This is a genomic window from Bacillus sp. SN1 (genome assembly GCF_002796895.1).
In the GTDB taxonomy this organism is placed as follows: domain Bacteria; phylum Bacillota; class Bacilli; order Bacillales; family Bacillaceae; genus Bacillus; species Bacillus inaquosorum.
On sequence record NZ_PHIE01000004.1, the window covers coordinates 458052 to 473634 of the forward strand.

15 protein-coding genes, 2 tRNA genes, 1 rRNA gene, 2 pseudogenes and 1 riboswitch are annotated in these 15583 nt (G+C 42.7%); of the genes and pseudogenes, 14 read left to right on the forward strand and 6 right to left on the reverse strand.

The features are described from left to right. Nucleotides 1–28: 28 nt before the first annotated feature. Complete coding sequence (locus tag CVV77_RS16475; RefSeq protein WP_084992195.1) at nt 29–739, reverse strand: DUF4352 domain-containing protein; 711 nt, start codon at nt 737–739, stop codon at nt 29–31. Between the two features lie 65 nt (nt 740–804). Beyond that, nucleotides 805–2193, reverse strand: coding sequence for an alkaline phosphatase family protein (phoB, locus tag CVV77_RS16480; protein WP_100275930.1), 1389 nt, complete (start codon nt 2191–2193; stop codon nt 805–807). 391 nt (nt 2194–2584) lie between these two features. Between phoB and CVV77_RS16485 the strand changes: the two genes are divergently transcribed. Then, the gene (locus CVV77_RS16485) at nt 2585–2956 is read left to right on the forward strand and encodes an iron chaperone (protein WP_088111455.1); all 372 of its coding nucleotides are present in this window, start codon (nt 2585–2587) and stop codon (nt 2954–2956) included. A 106-nt stretch (nt 2957–3062) separates the two neighbouring features. Here the strand turns inward: CVV77_RS16485 and CVV77_RS16490 are convergent. Next, nucleotides 3063–3131 (reverse strand): annotated as a pseudogene (locus CVV77_RS16490) (DUF4944 domain-containing protein); the annotation flags it as partial. Next, a pseudogene (locus CVV77_RS16495) lies at nt 3124–3351 on the reverse strand (GNAT family protein); the annotation flags it as partial. The pseudogenes CVV77_RS16490 and CVV77_RS16495, both read right to left, overlap by 8 nt. A gap of 100 nt (nt 3352–3451) precedes the next feature. Here CVV77_RS16495 and CVV77_RS16500 point away from each other — a divergent pair. After that, nucleotides 3452–4429, forward strand: coding sequence for an HD domain-containing protein (locus CVV77_RS16500; RefSeq protein WP_100275931.1), 978 nt, complete (start codon nt 3452–3454; stop codon nt 4427–4429). Between the two features lie 186 nt (nt 4430–4615). Then, on the forward strand, nt 4616–5206 hold the full coding sequence (locus CVV77_RS16505; RefSeq protein WP_100275932.1) for a YdhK family protein: 591 nt from the start codon (nt 4616–4618) through the stop codon (nt 5204–5206). 13 nt (nt 5207–5219) lie between these two features. Here CVV77_RS16505 and pbuE read toward each other — a convergent pair whose 3' ends face one another. Continuing rightward, nucleotides 5220–6386: a purine transporter PbuE gene (gene pbuE / locus CVV77_RS16510; RefSeq protein WP_003240630.1), complete on the reverse strand. Its 1167-nt coding sequence runs from the start codon at nt 6384–6386 to the stop codon at nt 5220–5222. A gap of 55 nt (nt 6387–6441) precedes the next feature. Further along, nucleotides 6442–6541, reverse strand: a riboswitch (purine riboswitch). Between the two features lie 178 nt (nt 6542–6719). On the opposite strand from pbuE, the gene CVV77_RS16515 reads away from it, so the two are divergent. The 8 genes from CVV77_RS16515 (at nt 6720) to CVV77_RS16550 (ending at nt 13954) form a co-directional block, all read left to right on the forward strand. Beyond that, entirely contained in the window at nt 6720–7031 is a 312-nt protein-coding gene (locus CVV77_RS16515; RefSeq protein ID WP_100275933.1) for a PTS sugar transporter subunit IIB, read from the forward strand. Then, nucleotides 7031–7363, forward strand: a complete 333-nt coding sequence (locus CVV77_RS16520) for a PTS sugar transporter subunit IIA (protein ID WP_100275934.1) — start codon at nt 7031–7033, stop codon at nt 7361–7363. Before CVV77_RS16515 ends, CVV77_RS16520 begins: the two co-directional genes overlap by 1 nt. A 19-nt stretch (nt 7364–7382) precedes the next feature. Then, nucleotides 7383–8708: a PTS cellobiose transporter subunit IIC gene (celB, locus tag CVV77_RS16525; RefSeq protein WP_100275935.1), complete on the forward strand. Its 1326-nt coding sequence runs from the start codon at nt 7383–7385 to the stop codon at nt 8706–8708. 18 nt (nt 8709–8726) lie between these two features. Continuing rightward, nucleotides 8727–10124 (forward strand): 6-phospho-beta-glucosidase GmuD, encoded by a 1398-nt coding sequence (gene gmuD / locus CVV77_RS16530; RefSeq protein WP_100275936.1) that lies wholly within the window; start codon nt 8727–8729, stop codon nt 10122–10124. A gap of 140 nt (nt 10125–10264) precedes the next feature. Continuing rightward, nucleotides 10265–10978 carry a transcriptional regulator GmuR gene (gene gmuR, locus CVV77_RS16535; protein WP_019257632.1) on the forward strand — a complete coding sequence of 238 codons (714 nt, stop codon included), beginning with the start codon at nt 10265–10267 and terminating at the stop codon, nt 10976–10978. A 28-nt stretch (nt 10979–11006) separates the two neighbouring features. After that, the gene (locus CVV77_RS16540) at nt 11007–11906 is read left to right on the forward strand and encodes an ROK family protein (protein ID WP_100275937.1); all 900 of its coding nucleotides are present in this window, start codon (nt 11007–11009) and stop codon (nt 11904–11906) included. Continuing rightward, entirely contained in the window at nt 11903–12847 is a 945-nt protein-coding gene (gene manA / locus CVV77_RS16545; protein ID WP_100275938.1) for a mannose-6-phosphate isomerase, class I, read from the forward strand. The genes CVV77_RS16540 and manA overlap by 4 nt, the downstream gene beginning before the upstream one ends. Before the next feature lie 18 nt (nt 12848–12865). Continuing rightward, nucleotides 12866–13954 (forward strand): glycoside hydrolase family 26 protein, encoded by a 1089-nt coding sequence (locus CVV77_RS16550; RefSeq protein ID WP_100275939.1) that lies wholly within the window; start codon nt 12866–12868, stop codon nt 13952–13954. A 65-nt stretch (nt 13955–14019) separates the two neighbouring features. Here CVV77_RS16550 and CVV77_RS16555 read toward each other — a convergent pair whose 3' ends face one another. Continuing rightward, nucleotides 14020–14874, reverse strand: a complete 855-nt coding sequence (locus CVV77_RS16555) for a manganese catalase family protein (RefSeq protein ID WP_003240648.1) — start codon at nt 14872–14874, stop codon at nt 14020–14022. Nucleotides 14875–15209: 335 nt separating this feature from the next. Here CVV77_RS16555 and CVV77_RS16560 point away from each other — a divergent pair. The 3 genes from CVV77_RS16560 to CVV77_RS16570 form a co-directional block, all read left to right on the forward strand. Further along, nucleotides 15210–15286, forward strand: a tRNA-Arg gene (locus tag CVV77_RS16560). 23 nt (nt 15287–15309) lie between these two features. Further along, nucleotides 15310–15383 (forward strand) — tRNA-Gly (locus CVV77_RS16565). A gap of 97 nt (nt 15384–15480) precedes the next feature. Further along, nucleotides 15481–15583 (forward strand): 16S ribosomal RNA (locus CVV77_RS16570); the annotation flags it as partial.

The following is a 15583-nucleotide window of genomic DNA, read 5'->3' on the forward strand; positions in this document are numbered from 1 at the left end:
TCCCGTACCTGGTACGGGAGTTCATCATTTAAAACTTGATTTTGATCTTTTGAGCATCACTGATTTTCTTATGATTTTGGTCAAAGACGTCACTTGTTGTGATTTCGATCCACTTGATCTCTTTTGCTTTCTTCTTATCATCAGCATCTTCGTCATGAGCATGGCCGCTTGATGCGTTCACAATAAAACCGAGATTTCCGGACTTTTCGGCTCCGCCTTCCAATTCGCCATTTAACTCTTCAAGATAAATATCTTTGTTCCAATCAAAAGTTTCCCCTGTATTTGTTTTCATCAAGGCAATCGGCGCAACATTTACTTTCTTTGAAGATGTGTTCTTGATGTCAACAAAGACCTTAACGAAATCAAACTCTTCATCGTGTGTTAACACATGAAAATAATCAATCATGCTGTAGTCCGGGCGCAAATGGATCAGTTTCATTTCTTTTACCGTTAACTCCACGTCGCCAATCTTATATGTTTGATTCACTTGCTTGATATCCTTTAAAACAGCTTTTCCCTTGTCATCAGAAAACGTTTGGCCCGCCTTCAGCAATGACCGGTCATCGGTTACTTGGGAATTAGGCTGATATTCATCTATGCTGTCTTTTTGAGATGATGTGCTTTGCGGTGTGGCTTTTACCGCTTGCTCTCCGCCCGCACTTTGTTTTTCTGTATTGGCGTTCGATGAGCAGCCCGCGAGCACGATGATAAAAACGAAGATCGAAAGAATTCCTCTCATGATGATTCCCCCATTAATAAGAGAGCCCGTTACTTCATACAAGCAACGGGACACCTTGTATTCTTTTACTTATCTTTAATCTTAATGTTGTATTGTAAAGCGTTGAAAACATTTTTGGCAATTTCAGTATTATCAATTTGGCCTGCAAAGTCCTCGCTAGACGGTCCGTACGCATAGACCGGAACATCTTCACCAGTATGTCCGCCTGTCGTCCAGCCGGTGTGGGAGCGTTTATTGAAAATTTCCTCGATCGCATTATCGATTTCAAGCACTTCTTTCGTTTTTGCGGCTTTTTCAACAGATTGAATTTCTGATTCAGTTAAAGCTAATTTCTTTTGATCAATATACGTTTTTAATGTTTTTTCAACATTTGCGCCGTCAGCGATTTTTTCTGCCATAAAGTCAGGTGTGCGCTTTGCGGCTTTAATGGGTTCACTGAACCAGTTGTAGATGCCGTCAGCACCAATGGAATATCCGCCGGTTGAATGGTCAGCCGTTGCGACAACCAATGTATGCTTGTCTTTTTTGGCGAAATCAAGAGCCGCCTTATAAGCTTGTTCGAAGTCTTCCATCTCGCTCATGGCGCCGACGATATCATTGTCATGGCCCGCCCAGTCAATCTGGCTGCCTTCCACCATGAGGAAGAAACCGTCTTTATCCTTGCTTAATTTTTTAATTGCTGTGTTTGTCATGTCTTTTAATGAAGGAATATCCTTCGTGCGGTCAATTTTTTTAGGCAGGCCGCCGTCCGCGAATAGTCCGAGAACTTGGCTGTCTTTATTCTTCAGCATGTCCTTGCGGTTATCCACATAGCTGTAACCCGCTTTTTTGAATTCCTTGATCAAATTGCGGTCCTTGCGGTCAAAATTGCTTTTTCCTCCGCCTAGAAGGACATCAATTTTGTGCTTGCCGTTGACCATTTCATCAAAATAATCATCGGCAATCGAGTTCATATTTTTTCGGCTGTGGTCATGTGAACCGAAAGAAGCCGGAGTGGCATGTGTAATTTCTGAAGTGGCCACAAGTCCTGTTGATTTTCCTTTTTCTTTTGCCGCTTCAAGTACCGTTTTGGCCTCTGAACCGTCGTTATCCACCGCAATCGCATTGTTATATGTTTTGATCCCTGCAGACATAGCCGTTGCTGCAGATGCAGAATCTGTTACGTTTTGTTCTGGATCTTCAGGGTAAGTCGTTTGCTGGCCGACAAGGTATTGATCAAAAGCGGTAGGCTCTACAAACTTTGTCTTTTTATTATCTTTTAAATAACGATGAGCAGACGTATAGGACACACCCATACCATCACCAATCAGAACGATCACATTTTTAATTTCGTTTTGATTCCCCTTTTTCTTTTCCTGGGCGCTGGCTTCAGGCACACTGCCGCTGGCTAAGCTGCTGAACGCAATAGATGATAAAACCGCAATAGGCAGTAATTTCTTCGGGAATTTTTTCAACTGGATAACCTCCTAGAAATATATAAATCTGAAAGACAACCTCATTATATTTTTCAAGTGTTAAGCTAGTATTAATCGATTTTAAAGATTGGATTTACAAGAATAATTAACGGACACCCTTAAATAATGGTTATTCTTTTATGAGAAGTTTTAGAAGGAAAGAGCAATAGTACTAAAGAAATAAATTAAAGGAATAGATACTGGCTGTGGGGAGGCGGACTGATAACTGCTATAGTCACATAGAAACAACCCGCTTACTTCTTGAACAATCAGGATTCTTTTAAGTATTACATTTGGAAATAGGATTGTTTAAGTACGTGTCTGGTCGGTTCCGTTTGGAGTTTTAATGAACTTCTCTGAACGGTATCATTTTATTTGAGGAGGGAACAACATGGATGTTTTTTCTGAATATGTAGCGGGGATTGATGACCCGTTCCACCGAGAAAGAACGGAAGAAGTGTTGACTTGGATAAAAAATAAATATCCACATTTACATACAGAAATAAAATGGAATCAACCAATGTTTACGGATCATGGTACATTTATTATTGGCTTTAGTGTATCTAAAAAGCATTTAGCTGTCGCCCCTGAAAGTGTGACGATAAGGCATGTACAGGATGATATTGTAAAGGCCGGATATGACTATACCAAGCAGCTGATACGTATCCCTTGGAATGGCCCAGTTGATTACCCGCTACTTGAAAAAATGATTGAATTTAATATTCGTGACAAGGCTAACTGCTCCACTTTTTGGCGGAAATGAAAAAATAAAATAGCTTTAGGAACGAATGATATGTCATTGTAAAGAAGAAAGGCATAACCTATTAGTTATATGAAATATGTTATGCCTTTTAATTATATTGCTGCTTTTAGTCAAACAAGGTTTTTTCATTAAGCGTAAACTGACTTGCGGAATAATGATCACCTTGCTTCCACTTCCTGCTGCAGTAAAGCAGTGCCAAACCCTTTCTTTTCAATGATACTATCTAATGAAATAATTTCACAATCTTTCCCGTCTATCACGTATGTAATACAACCGATGATTTCGCCGCTCTCATCTACAGCGGCATAACCATCTAATTCATTACATCGAAAAATGCCGCTGGAAATCACCATCTCGGGTGTACCCCAATGCTTGGCAAAAAAATCGGCCATCATCTGTTTCGGTCATTCATTGTTTGGGATGATGATCATCGTAACACTCCTCTATTGAAATATTGCATGTGATACAATAAAAAATAGATTTAGAGGTGAAGGCATGAAAATCAACGATGACATTTACGGACAGCACGATATAGACGGAGTGCTTGAAGAGCTTATCAAGAGCGCTCCTGTGCAAAGATTAAAAGGAATCTATCAAGGCGGAGCAAGTTTTTTAGTCAATCGAAAGTGGGATGTGACCCGGTATGAGCACTCCATCGGCGTGATGCTCCTCATCAAACAGCTGGGAGGAACAATAGAGGAACAGATAGCAGGCCTGCTCCACGATGTGTCACACACGGCTTTTTCCCATGTGGTTGATGTTGTGTTTGAAAATGAAGCGGAGGACTATCATGAAAACATCTTTCAACAAGTCATTGTTCACTCTGAGATTCCGGGAATTTTTAAAAAACATGGTTATGATGCCGAAGAATTTCTATCAGACGATACGAGATGGACATTGCTCGAACAGCCCGCACCGGAGCTCTGTGCCGATCGGATAGACTATACGCTGCGCGACATGTACCGATATGGCCACATTAGTCTGCACGAAGCGCAAACCTTTTTGGATCATCTTATTGTGAGAAACGGTAGGATGTTTCCGGACGGTATCGAAGCCGCCGAATGGTTTGTCGGGGTGTATTACAAGGAAGTGATTGATTTCTTTTTGCATCCCGTGAATGTATTTGGATATGAATATTTAGCACGAACATTGAAGGCTGCGTTGCGGCACAATGTCATATCCGCAGAAGACTTGCTGAAAACGGATCAAGAGGTACTCAACATCCTGCATGCCTCAAAAAATGAAGAAGTACTGAGCTTGCTTAAACCTATTCATCCCCGCGTTCAAGTAAAAGAAGATGACATCCAGTACGATTTCCATCAAAAGAAGAAAATGCGCCTCATCGATCCATCCATTTTTCATCATGACGAATGGGTCAAAGCCTCAGCTGTATCGGAAAACGTCAGAAAAATGGGAGAGGCCGCTTATCAAAAAGCGAAAAAAGGTGTGTATATAAAAGTGTTACATCACTAATTGCCGCGTAACAGCGGCTTTTTCCATGTTTGGCCATGCAAAGCAAGGGGAATAGGACAAACTGCGGGAACATTTTATGAGAATATCAGCGTATTTACATACCGTTCGGGGGTATAGTATTATCGAGAGGGCATGTTTGCTTGCAGATATGCGGTTTTATGGTCTGCGGGAAAATTACAGTAAATAATGAAGCAAAGGAGAATGAACATGAAAGTCTCTAAAAAAGCACTGGGAATTCTGATGTTATCTCTTGTTTTTGTTTTATCAGCATGCGGCAATAACAATAGCACGAAAGAAAACACTCATGAAAATCATTCAAATTCCTCATCACATGAAGAAATGGAGCATTCCGGATCAGCTGATGTTCCAGAGGGATTACAGGAATCTAAAAATCCGAAATATAAAGTAGGCAGCCAAGTGATCATCAATACATCTCATATGAAAGGCATGAAAGGTGCCGAAGCTACAGTGACAGGCGCCTATGATACAACGGCGTATGTTGTCTCTTACACTCCGACAAACGGAGGACAGCGCGTGGATCATCACAAATGGGTGATCCAGGAAGAGATCAAAGATGCGGGAGATAAAACATTAAACCCCGGAGATCAGGTGATCTTAGAGGCTTCTCATATGAAAGGCATGAAGGGAGCAACAGCCGAGATCGACTCCGCCGAAAAAACAACCGTATACATGGTTGACTATACATCGACAACTAGCGGTGAAAAAGTGAAAAACCACAAATGGGTCACAGAAGACGAGCTTTCAGCTACATCATAAAAAAATCCTCCTTTTACAAGGAGGATTTTTTTGCTGTCTGAACAGGTCTTGTTAAAGAAATTAAGGCAAACAGGACAGCAATAATGACAATTGAACCGCCGCACCATGCCGTTGAGACAACAGTACCCGTCTGATCCAAAACAACACCGCCAATCGCTGAGCCAAGGGCAATCCCGACTTGGAGGGCAGACGTGTTAAAGCTTTGCTGAATGTCAGACGAATCTGGTGCAATTTCAATTAAATAGCTTTGCTGAGCGGGGGCGAGGCTCCAGCTCAGAAGTCCCCAAATCACCATGACAGGCAAAAAGAAAATCATAGACGATGTTGACAGCGGCAGTAAGAACATAATGATGGCAAAGGAACCGGTCACCAGCAAAATGCTCTTAAAGGAACCAAGCCGGTCAGAAAGCGCTCCTCCGAAAGGGCCTCCGCATACAGCAGATATCCCGAAAAGGAAATAACAAATGCTGACCCAGAAAGAGCTCAGGTGAAGAGTTTCTTCTAAAAACGGCGCAAAGTAAGCGTATAGCGTGTAGTGCCCCGCTAATGTAAACATCGTGACGAGGTGTGAACTCGCGATTTTCAGATTGCCAATCGTCTTGAGCTGATCCCGGAAAGGAATCATTTTCTCCGTCGGTATCTTTTCAAAGAAGATTGAAATAATCAGCATGGAGACTAGCGCCAAAAGTCCGATGCCAAGGAACAAAATGCGCCATCCGAAGGAATCGCTGATTAAGATTCCGAGCGGCACGCCCAATGCGATAGCAGAACTGAATCCCATAAAAATAATTCCGATTGCGCGCGCTCTGTATTCAGGCGCTACAATTTTCGGGGCGATCGTTAAGGAAAGCACAACAATCAGCCCCGTACTCATCGCAGCCAATACCCTTGACACCATCAGCGTCGCAAAATTAGGGCTGAAATAGGCCACAAGATTGCTTAGGAAGAAAACAAATAACGCAATTAAATATAAACGCTTTCGCTCAATCTTCGCAGTCAATGCCAAAAGCAGCGGCCCTGACACTGCATATCCCAGCGCAAACACACTGATCAGCTGCCCGGCTGAGACAATGGAAATGTCTAAATCATTTGCGATCTGAGGAAGAATTCCTCCCACAATTAACTCAACCAATCCGACTGCAATCGTAGAAGCTGCAAGCAGGAAAACTTTAAAATTCATAACAAACTCCTTTACATAAATGTTTTGATAAATAAAAAAAATCCTGATTACAAAAAATGTCATAAACAATTTTTGTAATCAGGATTTTACGGTTCCTGGTAGACACCCTCAAACCATATTATTGAGGTTATACAAGTGATAATAGCTATTTAATTGATTCGTTTCCGTGATGAGTGTACCACATTATGAATGAATCTTCCATAGAAAATTTTACAAAGCGGTGAACCGGACGAGGATATGATTATATTTATTTTTTTAAAAGTATAGACATTTAAAAATAAATGACTATAATAACAATTGTAAGCGTTTTAATCATAAGGGGGGGGATAGCAGTTGAAAAAAATATTACTTGCGTGCAGTTCGGGAATGTCCACCAGTTTATTGGTGACAAAAATGAAGGAATACGCACAATCCATTGGAGAGGAAGCAGAGATTTGGGCTGTCGGCCAGGATAAGGCGAAAGAAGACTTGAAAAAAGCGGAAGCCGTTTTGATCGGCCCGCAAATGAGCTTTCTGAAAAGCGAACTGCAAAAAGAAGCGGATCAATACAACATTCGGGTTGAAGTCATTGACATGATGGCCTATGGAATGGCAGATGGCAAAAAAGCGTATGAGCAGGCATTGTCATTAATGGAGAATCAATAATGGAACAGATGAAAATCACGGATTTAACAGACGAACAAATCAGTTTTCAGCTTATCCTGCACAGCGGCAATGCCCGCAGCTGCATTATACAATCACTGCGCGCCTACAAGGAAGGGAACAAGGAGGAGGCAGATGCTCTCATTGCGAATGCTGAGCATGATTTATCCGCAGCCCATGATATTCACTTTCAAATGATACAGAAAGAATCCGGCGGGGAAGAGGCGACTTTCTCCTTGCTACTTATGCATGCGGAGGATCACCTGATGTCAACATTGACCATGAAAGAATTAGTCAAAGAACTGCTTGATCTCTTTAAAACAAAGAATCTATAAAAAAATCGGGGTGGATAGGGTGTTCGAGAAAATCAGCCAATTCCTTGTTCCAATTGCAGGGAGGTTAAACAATAACCGCTATTTGCAAGTGCTGCGTGATGCATTTATGCTGGCTTTCCCGCTTACGATATTCGGATCTATTTTTGTGGTGTTGACGAACCTTCCGTTCTTAAACAAAATCATGAATGCCTCAATGCTTACGTCGTTTCAGTCTCATTTTGGCATAGCGTCCACGGCGACTATGGGCATTATGTCTGTCTTTGTTGTCTTCGGGATAGGCTATTACCTGTCAAAAAGCTATCAGGTCGAAGCTGTATTTGGCGGCGCAATCGCTTTGGTTTCCTTTTTGCTCTTAACGCCATTTGTCGTTCAGCCGGAAACAGGAGATGCCATTACAGGCGTTATCCCGGTCGACCGTCTCGGTGCAAAAGGGATGTTTCTTGGCATGATTACGGCATTTCTTTCTGGTGAAATCTACAGAAGAATCGTTCAAAAAAACCTGACGATCAAAATGCCTGCAGGTGTTCCGCCTGCTGTAGCAAAATCATTCGCCGCACTTATTCCGGCATTTATTACATTGACTGTATTTTTGCTGATTAACGTTCTGGTGACTCTGCTTTTTAAAACAAATATGCACGATGTCATTTATCATGCGATTCAGGCTCCGCTTGTCGGACTTGGAAGCGGTATCATCCCGACGCTGATTGCCGTGTTTTTCATTCAAATCCTTTGGTTTTTTGGGCTGCACGGACAGATCATTATCAATTCCGTGATGGACCCGATTTGGAATACACTGCAGGTAGAAAACCTTGCTGCTTACACAGCGGGAAAAGAAGTTCCTCATATTATTTCAAAACCGTTTATGGAGATTTATACAGTAGGGATGGGCGGAACCGGGATGACGCTAGCGATTGTGTTTACAATTCTCATATTCATGAAAAGCAGGCAGATGAAGCAAGTATCCAAGCTTGGCCTCGCTCCCGGTATTTTTAACGTAAACGAACCGATTATCTTCGGACTCCCAATTGTCATGAATCCAATCATTATTGTGCCTTGGGTGTTGGCGCCGATGGTTGTTACGCTCGTCACCTATCTGGCCATGTCAGCGGGGCTCGTTCCGCCTCCGACTGGTGTGACGGTGCCATGGACAGTTCCATTATTTATTAATGGCATCATGGCGACGAACTCGATCATGGGGGGCGTGATGCAGCTTGTCAATCTGCTGATTGTCTTCGTGATATGGTTTCCGTTCCTGAAAGCAATGGATAAATTAAATCTGGCAAAAGAAAAAGAACAGGCTGTTCAGGAAACAGCTCAGCAAAATGATAACAGTATTAAAATGTGACATAAGGGGAGAGAGACTTTGACACAAACAGAACAATATCGGTTTCCGAAAGATTTTTGGTGGGGATCATCCGCTTCAGCAACACAAACGGAGGGTGCCGCCGATAGAGACGGGAAAGGGCAGAATATATGGGATTATTGGTTTGAAAAAGAGCCGCATCGTTTTTTTGATCATGTCGGACCCGCAGCCACATCTCAATTTTACGACAACTATAAAGAAGATATCAGGCTGATGAAGGAGCTTGGCCACAATTCGTTCCGGATGTCGATTTCCTGGTCGCGCTTAATACCGGACGGAACAGGCGAAATCAATGCCAAAGCCGCGGAGTTTTATCATAGCGTCATTGATGAGTTGATCGTTAACGGAATAGAGCCTTTTGTCAATTTGTTTCATTTTGATATGCCGATGGAGCTTCAAAAAATCGGCGGCTGGGTAAACAGAGAAACGGTTGACGCATATGAAAACTATGCAAGAACGTGCTTCCGTTTGTTTGGTGACCGGGTGAAAAAATGGTTCACGCATAATGAACCGATCGTGCCTGTAGAAGGCGGATACTTATATGATTTTCATTATCCAAACAAGGTGGATTTTAAAGAGGCCGTCCAGGTCGGTTTTCATACGATGCTGTCAAGTGCCCGTGCGATTCAGGCTTACAGGGAGATGAAGCAGGACGGAAAAGTCGGCATCATCTTAAATTTGACGCCTTCATACCCGAGAAGCAGCCATCCGGCAGATGTGAAAGCAGGGGAAATAGCTGACGCGTTTTTTAACAGATCCTTTTTAGACCCATCTGTCAAAGGTGAATTTCCAAAAGAGCTGGTTGACATTTTGAAGAACGAAGGCTTTGTGCCTGACTATAAGAAAGAAGATCTTGAGGTCATTAAACACAATACAGTTGACCTGTTGGGTGTGAATTATTACCAGCCGAGACGTGTAAAAGCAAAAGAACATCTTCCAAATCCCGACGCTCCTTTTTTGCCGGACAGGTATTTTGATCCTTACGTCATGCCGGGCCGCAAAATGAATCCGCATCGCGGCTGGGAGATCTATGAAAAAGGCGTTTATGATATTTTGATCAATTTAAAAGAAAACTACGGGAACATCGAGTGCTTTATTTCCGAAAACGGCATGGGAGTCGAAGGCGAAGAACGCTTCAGGGATGAACAAGGCATTATTCAAGATGATTACCGGATTGAATTTATAAAAGAGCACCTCAAATGGATTCACCGCGCCATACAGGAAGGCTCGAACGTAAAAGGCTATCATTTATGGACGTTTATGGACAACTGGTCTTGGACAAATGCCTATAAAAACCGCTATGGGTTTGTATCAGTCAATCTCGAGAAAGACGGAGAAAGGACCGTCAAAAAGAGCGGAAATTGGTTCAAAAAGGTTGCTGAGCAACACGGTTTCTAGATGTACAGGTCTTCCGGCAATCATCATGATGAATAGAGATCACGAACAGCCGCAACATTGATGAAATAGGGAAAAGGACTTATGATATCCGTAAAGAAGCTTATGTGATATCAAACTTTAACAGCTGCCGGAGGATACCAATGAATAAATACGAAATCATCGCAAATGAAATGAGAAATAGAATCAAAAATAACGTCTATCCGATCGATCAGCCGATTCCCGATGAAGTTTCTCTTGCCAAAGAGTTCAACTCAAGCCGCATGACGATGAAAAGAGCCTTGGATAATTTAGTTGCCGAAGGGCTGCTGTTCAGAAAACGAGGCCACGGCACGTTTATTATTCAGTCAGCGATACAGGATGACCATGTCCATGTGGTGAGTAATGAAATCCTCGGATTGACCAACTTGCTGAAAGATAAGGAAATCAAAAGCAAGGTCATTCAGTTTGAAGTGCAATTTCCCACAGAGGAAGTGGCTGCCCATTTGTCTATTGATCAGAAAACACCCGTTTATTATGTCGTTCGGCTGCGGATTGTAGAGGGAGAACCATATGTATTGGAAAAAACTTATATGCCGACTCATTTAATACCGGGCATTAATGATGATGTCCTTCATGATTCGATCTACAACCACATCACAAACGAGCTGCAGCTCAAAATCGCCGGAACGCATCGGAAAATCAGGGCCTGCAAATCTGATCATATTGACCAGCAGCATCTGGGCTGCAAACAGGATGATCCAATTCTGGAAGTCGAACATGTGGGATTTTTAGATAACGGCATTCCATTTGAATATTCCTTTTCACGTCATCGGCATGACAAATTTGTCGTCACCTCTGTAAACATTCGGCGCTGATCGCGGAGATAACAAGGAGGCCATCTGCATGCTTGGCGGTATTGAAGCAGGCGGCACAAAATTTGTTTGTGCCGTCGGTAAAGAAGATGGAACGATCATTGACCGAGTAGAGATTCCTACAACGATCCCGGATGAAACGATAGAAAAAGTGATTCAATATTTTCGCCAATTCTCATTGCAGGCCATCGGCATCGGCTCCTTTGGTCCTGTGGATACCGATAAAACCAATAAAACATACGGAACCATTACGGCTACGCCGAAAGCGGGCTGGAGACATTATCCCTTTTTGCAAACCGTCAAAAATGAAATGAAAATCCCAGTCGGATTTAATACGGATGTCAATGCTGCGGCGCTGGGGGAATTCCTTTTCGGTGAAGCGAAGGACCTCGACAGCTGCCTGTATATGACGATTGGCACTGGCATTGGTGCAGGGGCAATTGTAGAGGGCCGGCTTCTTCAGGGGCTGTCACATCCAGAGATGGGCCATATTTATATCCGCCGGCACCCGGATGACGTATACCAAGGGAAGTGCCCATATCATAAGGACTGCTTTGAAGGCTTGGCTTCCGGTCCTGCCATAGAAGCGCGCTGGGGAAAAAAAGCTGCTGATTTAGCACATATCAATCAAGTTTGGGAACTGGAAGGGTACTATATTGCCCAAGCGCTGGCTCAGTATATTTTGATCCTTGCACCTAAAAAAATCATTCTTGGCGGCGGCGTCATGAATCAGAAACAAATGTTTCCTTATATTTATCAATACGTACCGAAAATAATGAACAGCTACTTGAATTTTTCTGAATTATCAGAATCGATAAGTTCGTATATCGTTCCTCCCCGTTTAGGCAGGAATGCCGGAATCATCGGCACGCTTGTTTTAGCGGATCAGGCCTTACAAGCAGAAACAGCATCTGGGGAGGTACGGTCATGAAGCACCCTTTATTTTTGGAGCCTGTCTTTAAAGAAAGGATATGGGGTGGAACAGCGCTTCGTGATACCTTCGGCTATGCGATACCTTCAGAAAAAACAGGTGAGTGCTGGGCTGTTTCTGCACATGCCAATGGTTCGTCGGCTGTTCAAAACGGCCCGCTGGCAGGAAAGACACTAGACCAAGTATGGCAGGATCATCCGGAGGTTTTCGGTTTTCCAGATGGAAAGGTGTTTCCGCTGCTGGTGAAGCTGCTGGACGCTAATATGGATCTCTCCGTGCAAGTACACCCTGATGATGATTATGCGATGCTGCACGAAAACGGTCTTGGGAAAACGGAGTGCTGGTATATTATTGATTGCAAAGAAGACGCAGAACTGATTTTGGGCCATCACGCAAACACAAAGGAAGATTTTAAACGGCAAATGGAAAGCGACGATTGGAACGGTCTGCTGAGGCGCATCAAAATCAAGCCCGGAGATTTCTTTTATGTGCCAAGTGGTACGCTCCATGCTTTATGTGAGGGAACCCTTGTCCTTGAAATCCAGCAAAACTCTGATACAACGTATCGTGTATACGATTACGACCGCTGTAATGACCAGGGCCAAAAAAGAACTCTTCATATAGAAAAAGCCATGGAAGTCATAACGATACCGCATAACGATAAAGTGCATACACCGGAAGTGAAAGAAGTTGATAACGCGGTGATCACTGTTTATGTACAATCGGATTATTTCTCAGTGTATAAATGGAAGATTAGCGGCCGAGCTGATTTTCCTTCTCATCCAACCTATTTGCTGGGGAGTGTTCTGAACGGATCAGGACGAATCGTAAATAATGGTATTCAGTATGAGTGTAATGAAGGCTCACACTTTATTTTGCCTGCGCATTTTGGCGAGTTTTCAATAGAAGGAACATGTGAGTTGATGATATCTCATCCTTAATGAACGGGGGAATGACATTTGTTTAAGAAACATACGATCTCTTTGCTCATTTTCTTTTTACTAGCGTCTGCTGTTTTGGCAAACCCAATTGAAGCGCACACTGTGTCGCCTGTAAATCCTAATGCACAGCAGACAACAAAATCAGTGATGAATTGGCTGGCTCATCTGCCGAATCGAACAGAAAACAAAGTCCTTTCTGGAGCGTTTGGAGGGTACAGTCATGACACATTCTCTATGACTGAGGCTGAAAGAATCAGAGGCGCTGCCGGACAATCACCTGCTATTTACGGCTGTGATTATGCCAGAGGGTGGCTTGAAACGACAAATATTGAAGATTCAATAGATGTAAGCTGCAACAGCGATTTACTTTCGTATTGGAAAAGCGGAGGAATCCCGCAAATCAGTATGCATCTGGCAAATCCGGCTTTTCAGTCAGGGAATTTTAAAACTCCGATTACTAATGAGCAGTATAAAAACATACTAGATTCTTCAACAGCAGAAGGGAAGCGGCTGAATGCCATGCTCAGCAAAATTGCTGACGGACTTCAAGAATTAGAGAACCAAGGTGTGCCTGTTCTGTTCAGGCCGCTGCATGAAATGAACGGTGAATGGTTTTGGTGGGGACTTACATCATATAATCAAAAGGACAATGAAAGAATCTCCCTATATAAACAGCTCTACAAGAAAATCTATCATTATATGACCGATACAAGAGGACTTGATCATTTGCTTTGGGTCTACTCTCCCGACGCCAACCGAGATTTAAAAATCAATTTTTACCCGGGTGCATCTTACGTGGATATTGTCGGATTAGATGCTTATTTTCAAGATGCATATTCTATTGACGGTTACGATCAGCTAACAGCGCTTAATAAACCATTTGCCTTTACAGAAGTTGGCCCGCAAACAGCAAACGGCAGCTTCGATTACAGCCTGTTGATCAATGCAATAAAACAAAAATATCCTAAAACGATTTACTTTCTGGCTTGGAATGATGGGTGGAGCCCAGCTGCAAACAAGGGTGCTTCAGCTTTATATAATGATCGCTGGACACTCAATAAGGGAGAGATATGGAACGGTGATTATTTAACGCCTATCGTTGAATAAATAAGATGCATTGTCACACTTTAAGAAGGTGCCCAAGAAGTTTCTTGAGCACCTTCATACCCTAATCAGGCATTCATATCGCCTAACCCAGGACTGTGTTCATTTGGTATTTCCGGAAGCATTGGTACAGGGAACCCTGCCGGAGGCTCTATTACTTGTAACTCTCCGCCATTTCTGCTCGGAGATGTTCCTTGATAGATTTCGCCGATTCTTGTCTCATCCAATCTGAAATTAAATTGTGCATTGTGATAGCCTAATTCGACATATTTTCTGCACTCAGGATATTTATTAATGTCGTAATTCGGCACAGGCAAGAGCTTAGCCCATTCAACGCCCAATGTCTCGAGCGCTTTGGCAAATGCATTCTGGTGAGCATTGTCGCGTACAATCAGAAAAGCAAGTGTCTCCCGAAACGTCTGATTAGAACTCATTTCATAAATCCTTGTTTTTTGCAGCACTCCTGTTGACTCAAGAAGCAAGTTATCCAACAGGTCGGTGATTAAGTTTCCGTGGTTATATACCCACGACCCATTCCACGGATTGCCCCCTGCATCAACAGGAAGGGAACTTTGCGCCCCAATAATATAATGATGAGGATTAGCATGTTTAATCGCTTCATCAAGTGGTGCCTGATCTGCACCTTGACTGCCGACACCTGCACCGCCTGATTCATCTAATAAAGCATTAATTGTGTTTTGCACCAGTTCAACGTGGGCAATCTCCTCTAAAAAAATGCCACGGAGCAGATCGCGGTACTGTTTCTGTTTTCCTCTGAAATTAGAGCTTTGGAAAAAATACTGCATCATCGTACGCATTTCACCGTAATGTCCGCCTAATATTTCCTGCAGCACCTTAGCGGCTGCAGGGTCTGGTTTGTCCGGCTTAATGATATTTATCAGTTCTTCTTTGTAGTAATACATAACACGCCTCATTTCTTTTCTAGTGACTGATTTCTTATATTCTTTGTAAAGGGAAGTGAAATATACGCATATCTAAGCCCGTAAAAGAATTCAATAAAAAATATAGAAAAAGTGTTGACCGCAGAAATTACACATGGTATATTATTAAACGTCGCTGATGAACAGCACACAACAACACGAAAAACAAAAAAGTTTTTCTAAGGTGTTTACAAGTTTTTAAAAATGTGTATAATAAGTAAGGTCGAATTAAAAAGTTTCGAACTTCAAAAAACATTTTAAAAAAACTTCTTGACTTCAACATCAAATGATAGTATGATAGTTAAGTCGCTTGATAAGCGCCCGTAGCTCAATTGGATAGAGCGTTTGACTACGGATCAAAAGGTTAGGGGTTCGACTCCTCTCGGGCGCGCCAATAAAAATACCACGCGATACCACGCGGGTGTAGTTTAGTGGTAAAACCTCAGCCTTCCAAGCTGATGTCGTGAGTTCGATTCTCATCACCCGCTCCATTATTGAATGATCTTTGAAAACTAAACAAGACAAAACGTACCTGTTAATTCATTTTTAATAAATCGCACAGTGATGTGCGTAGTCAGTCAAACTACTTTATCGGAGAGTTTGATCCTGGCTCAGGACGAACGCTGGCGGCGTGCCTAATACATGCAAGTCGAGCGGACAGATGGGAGCTTGCTCCCTGATGTTAGCGGCG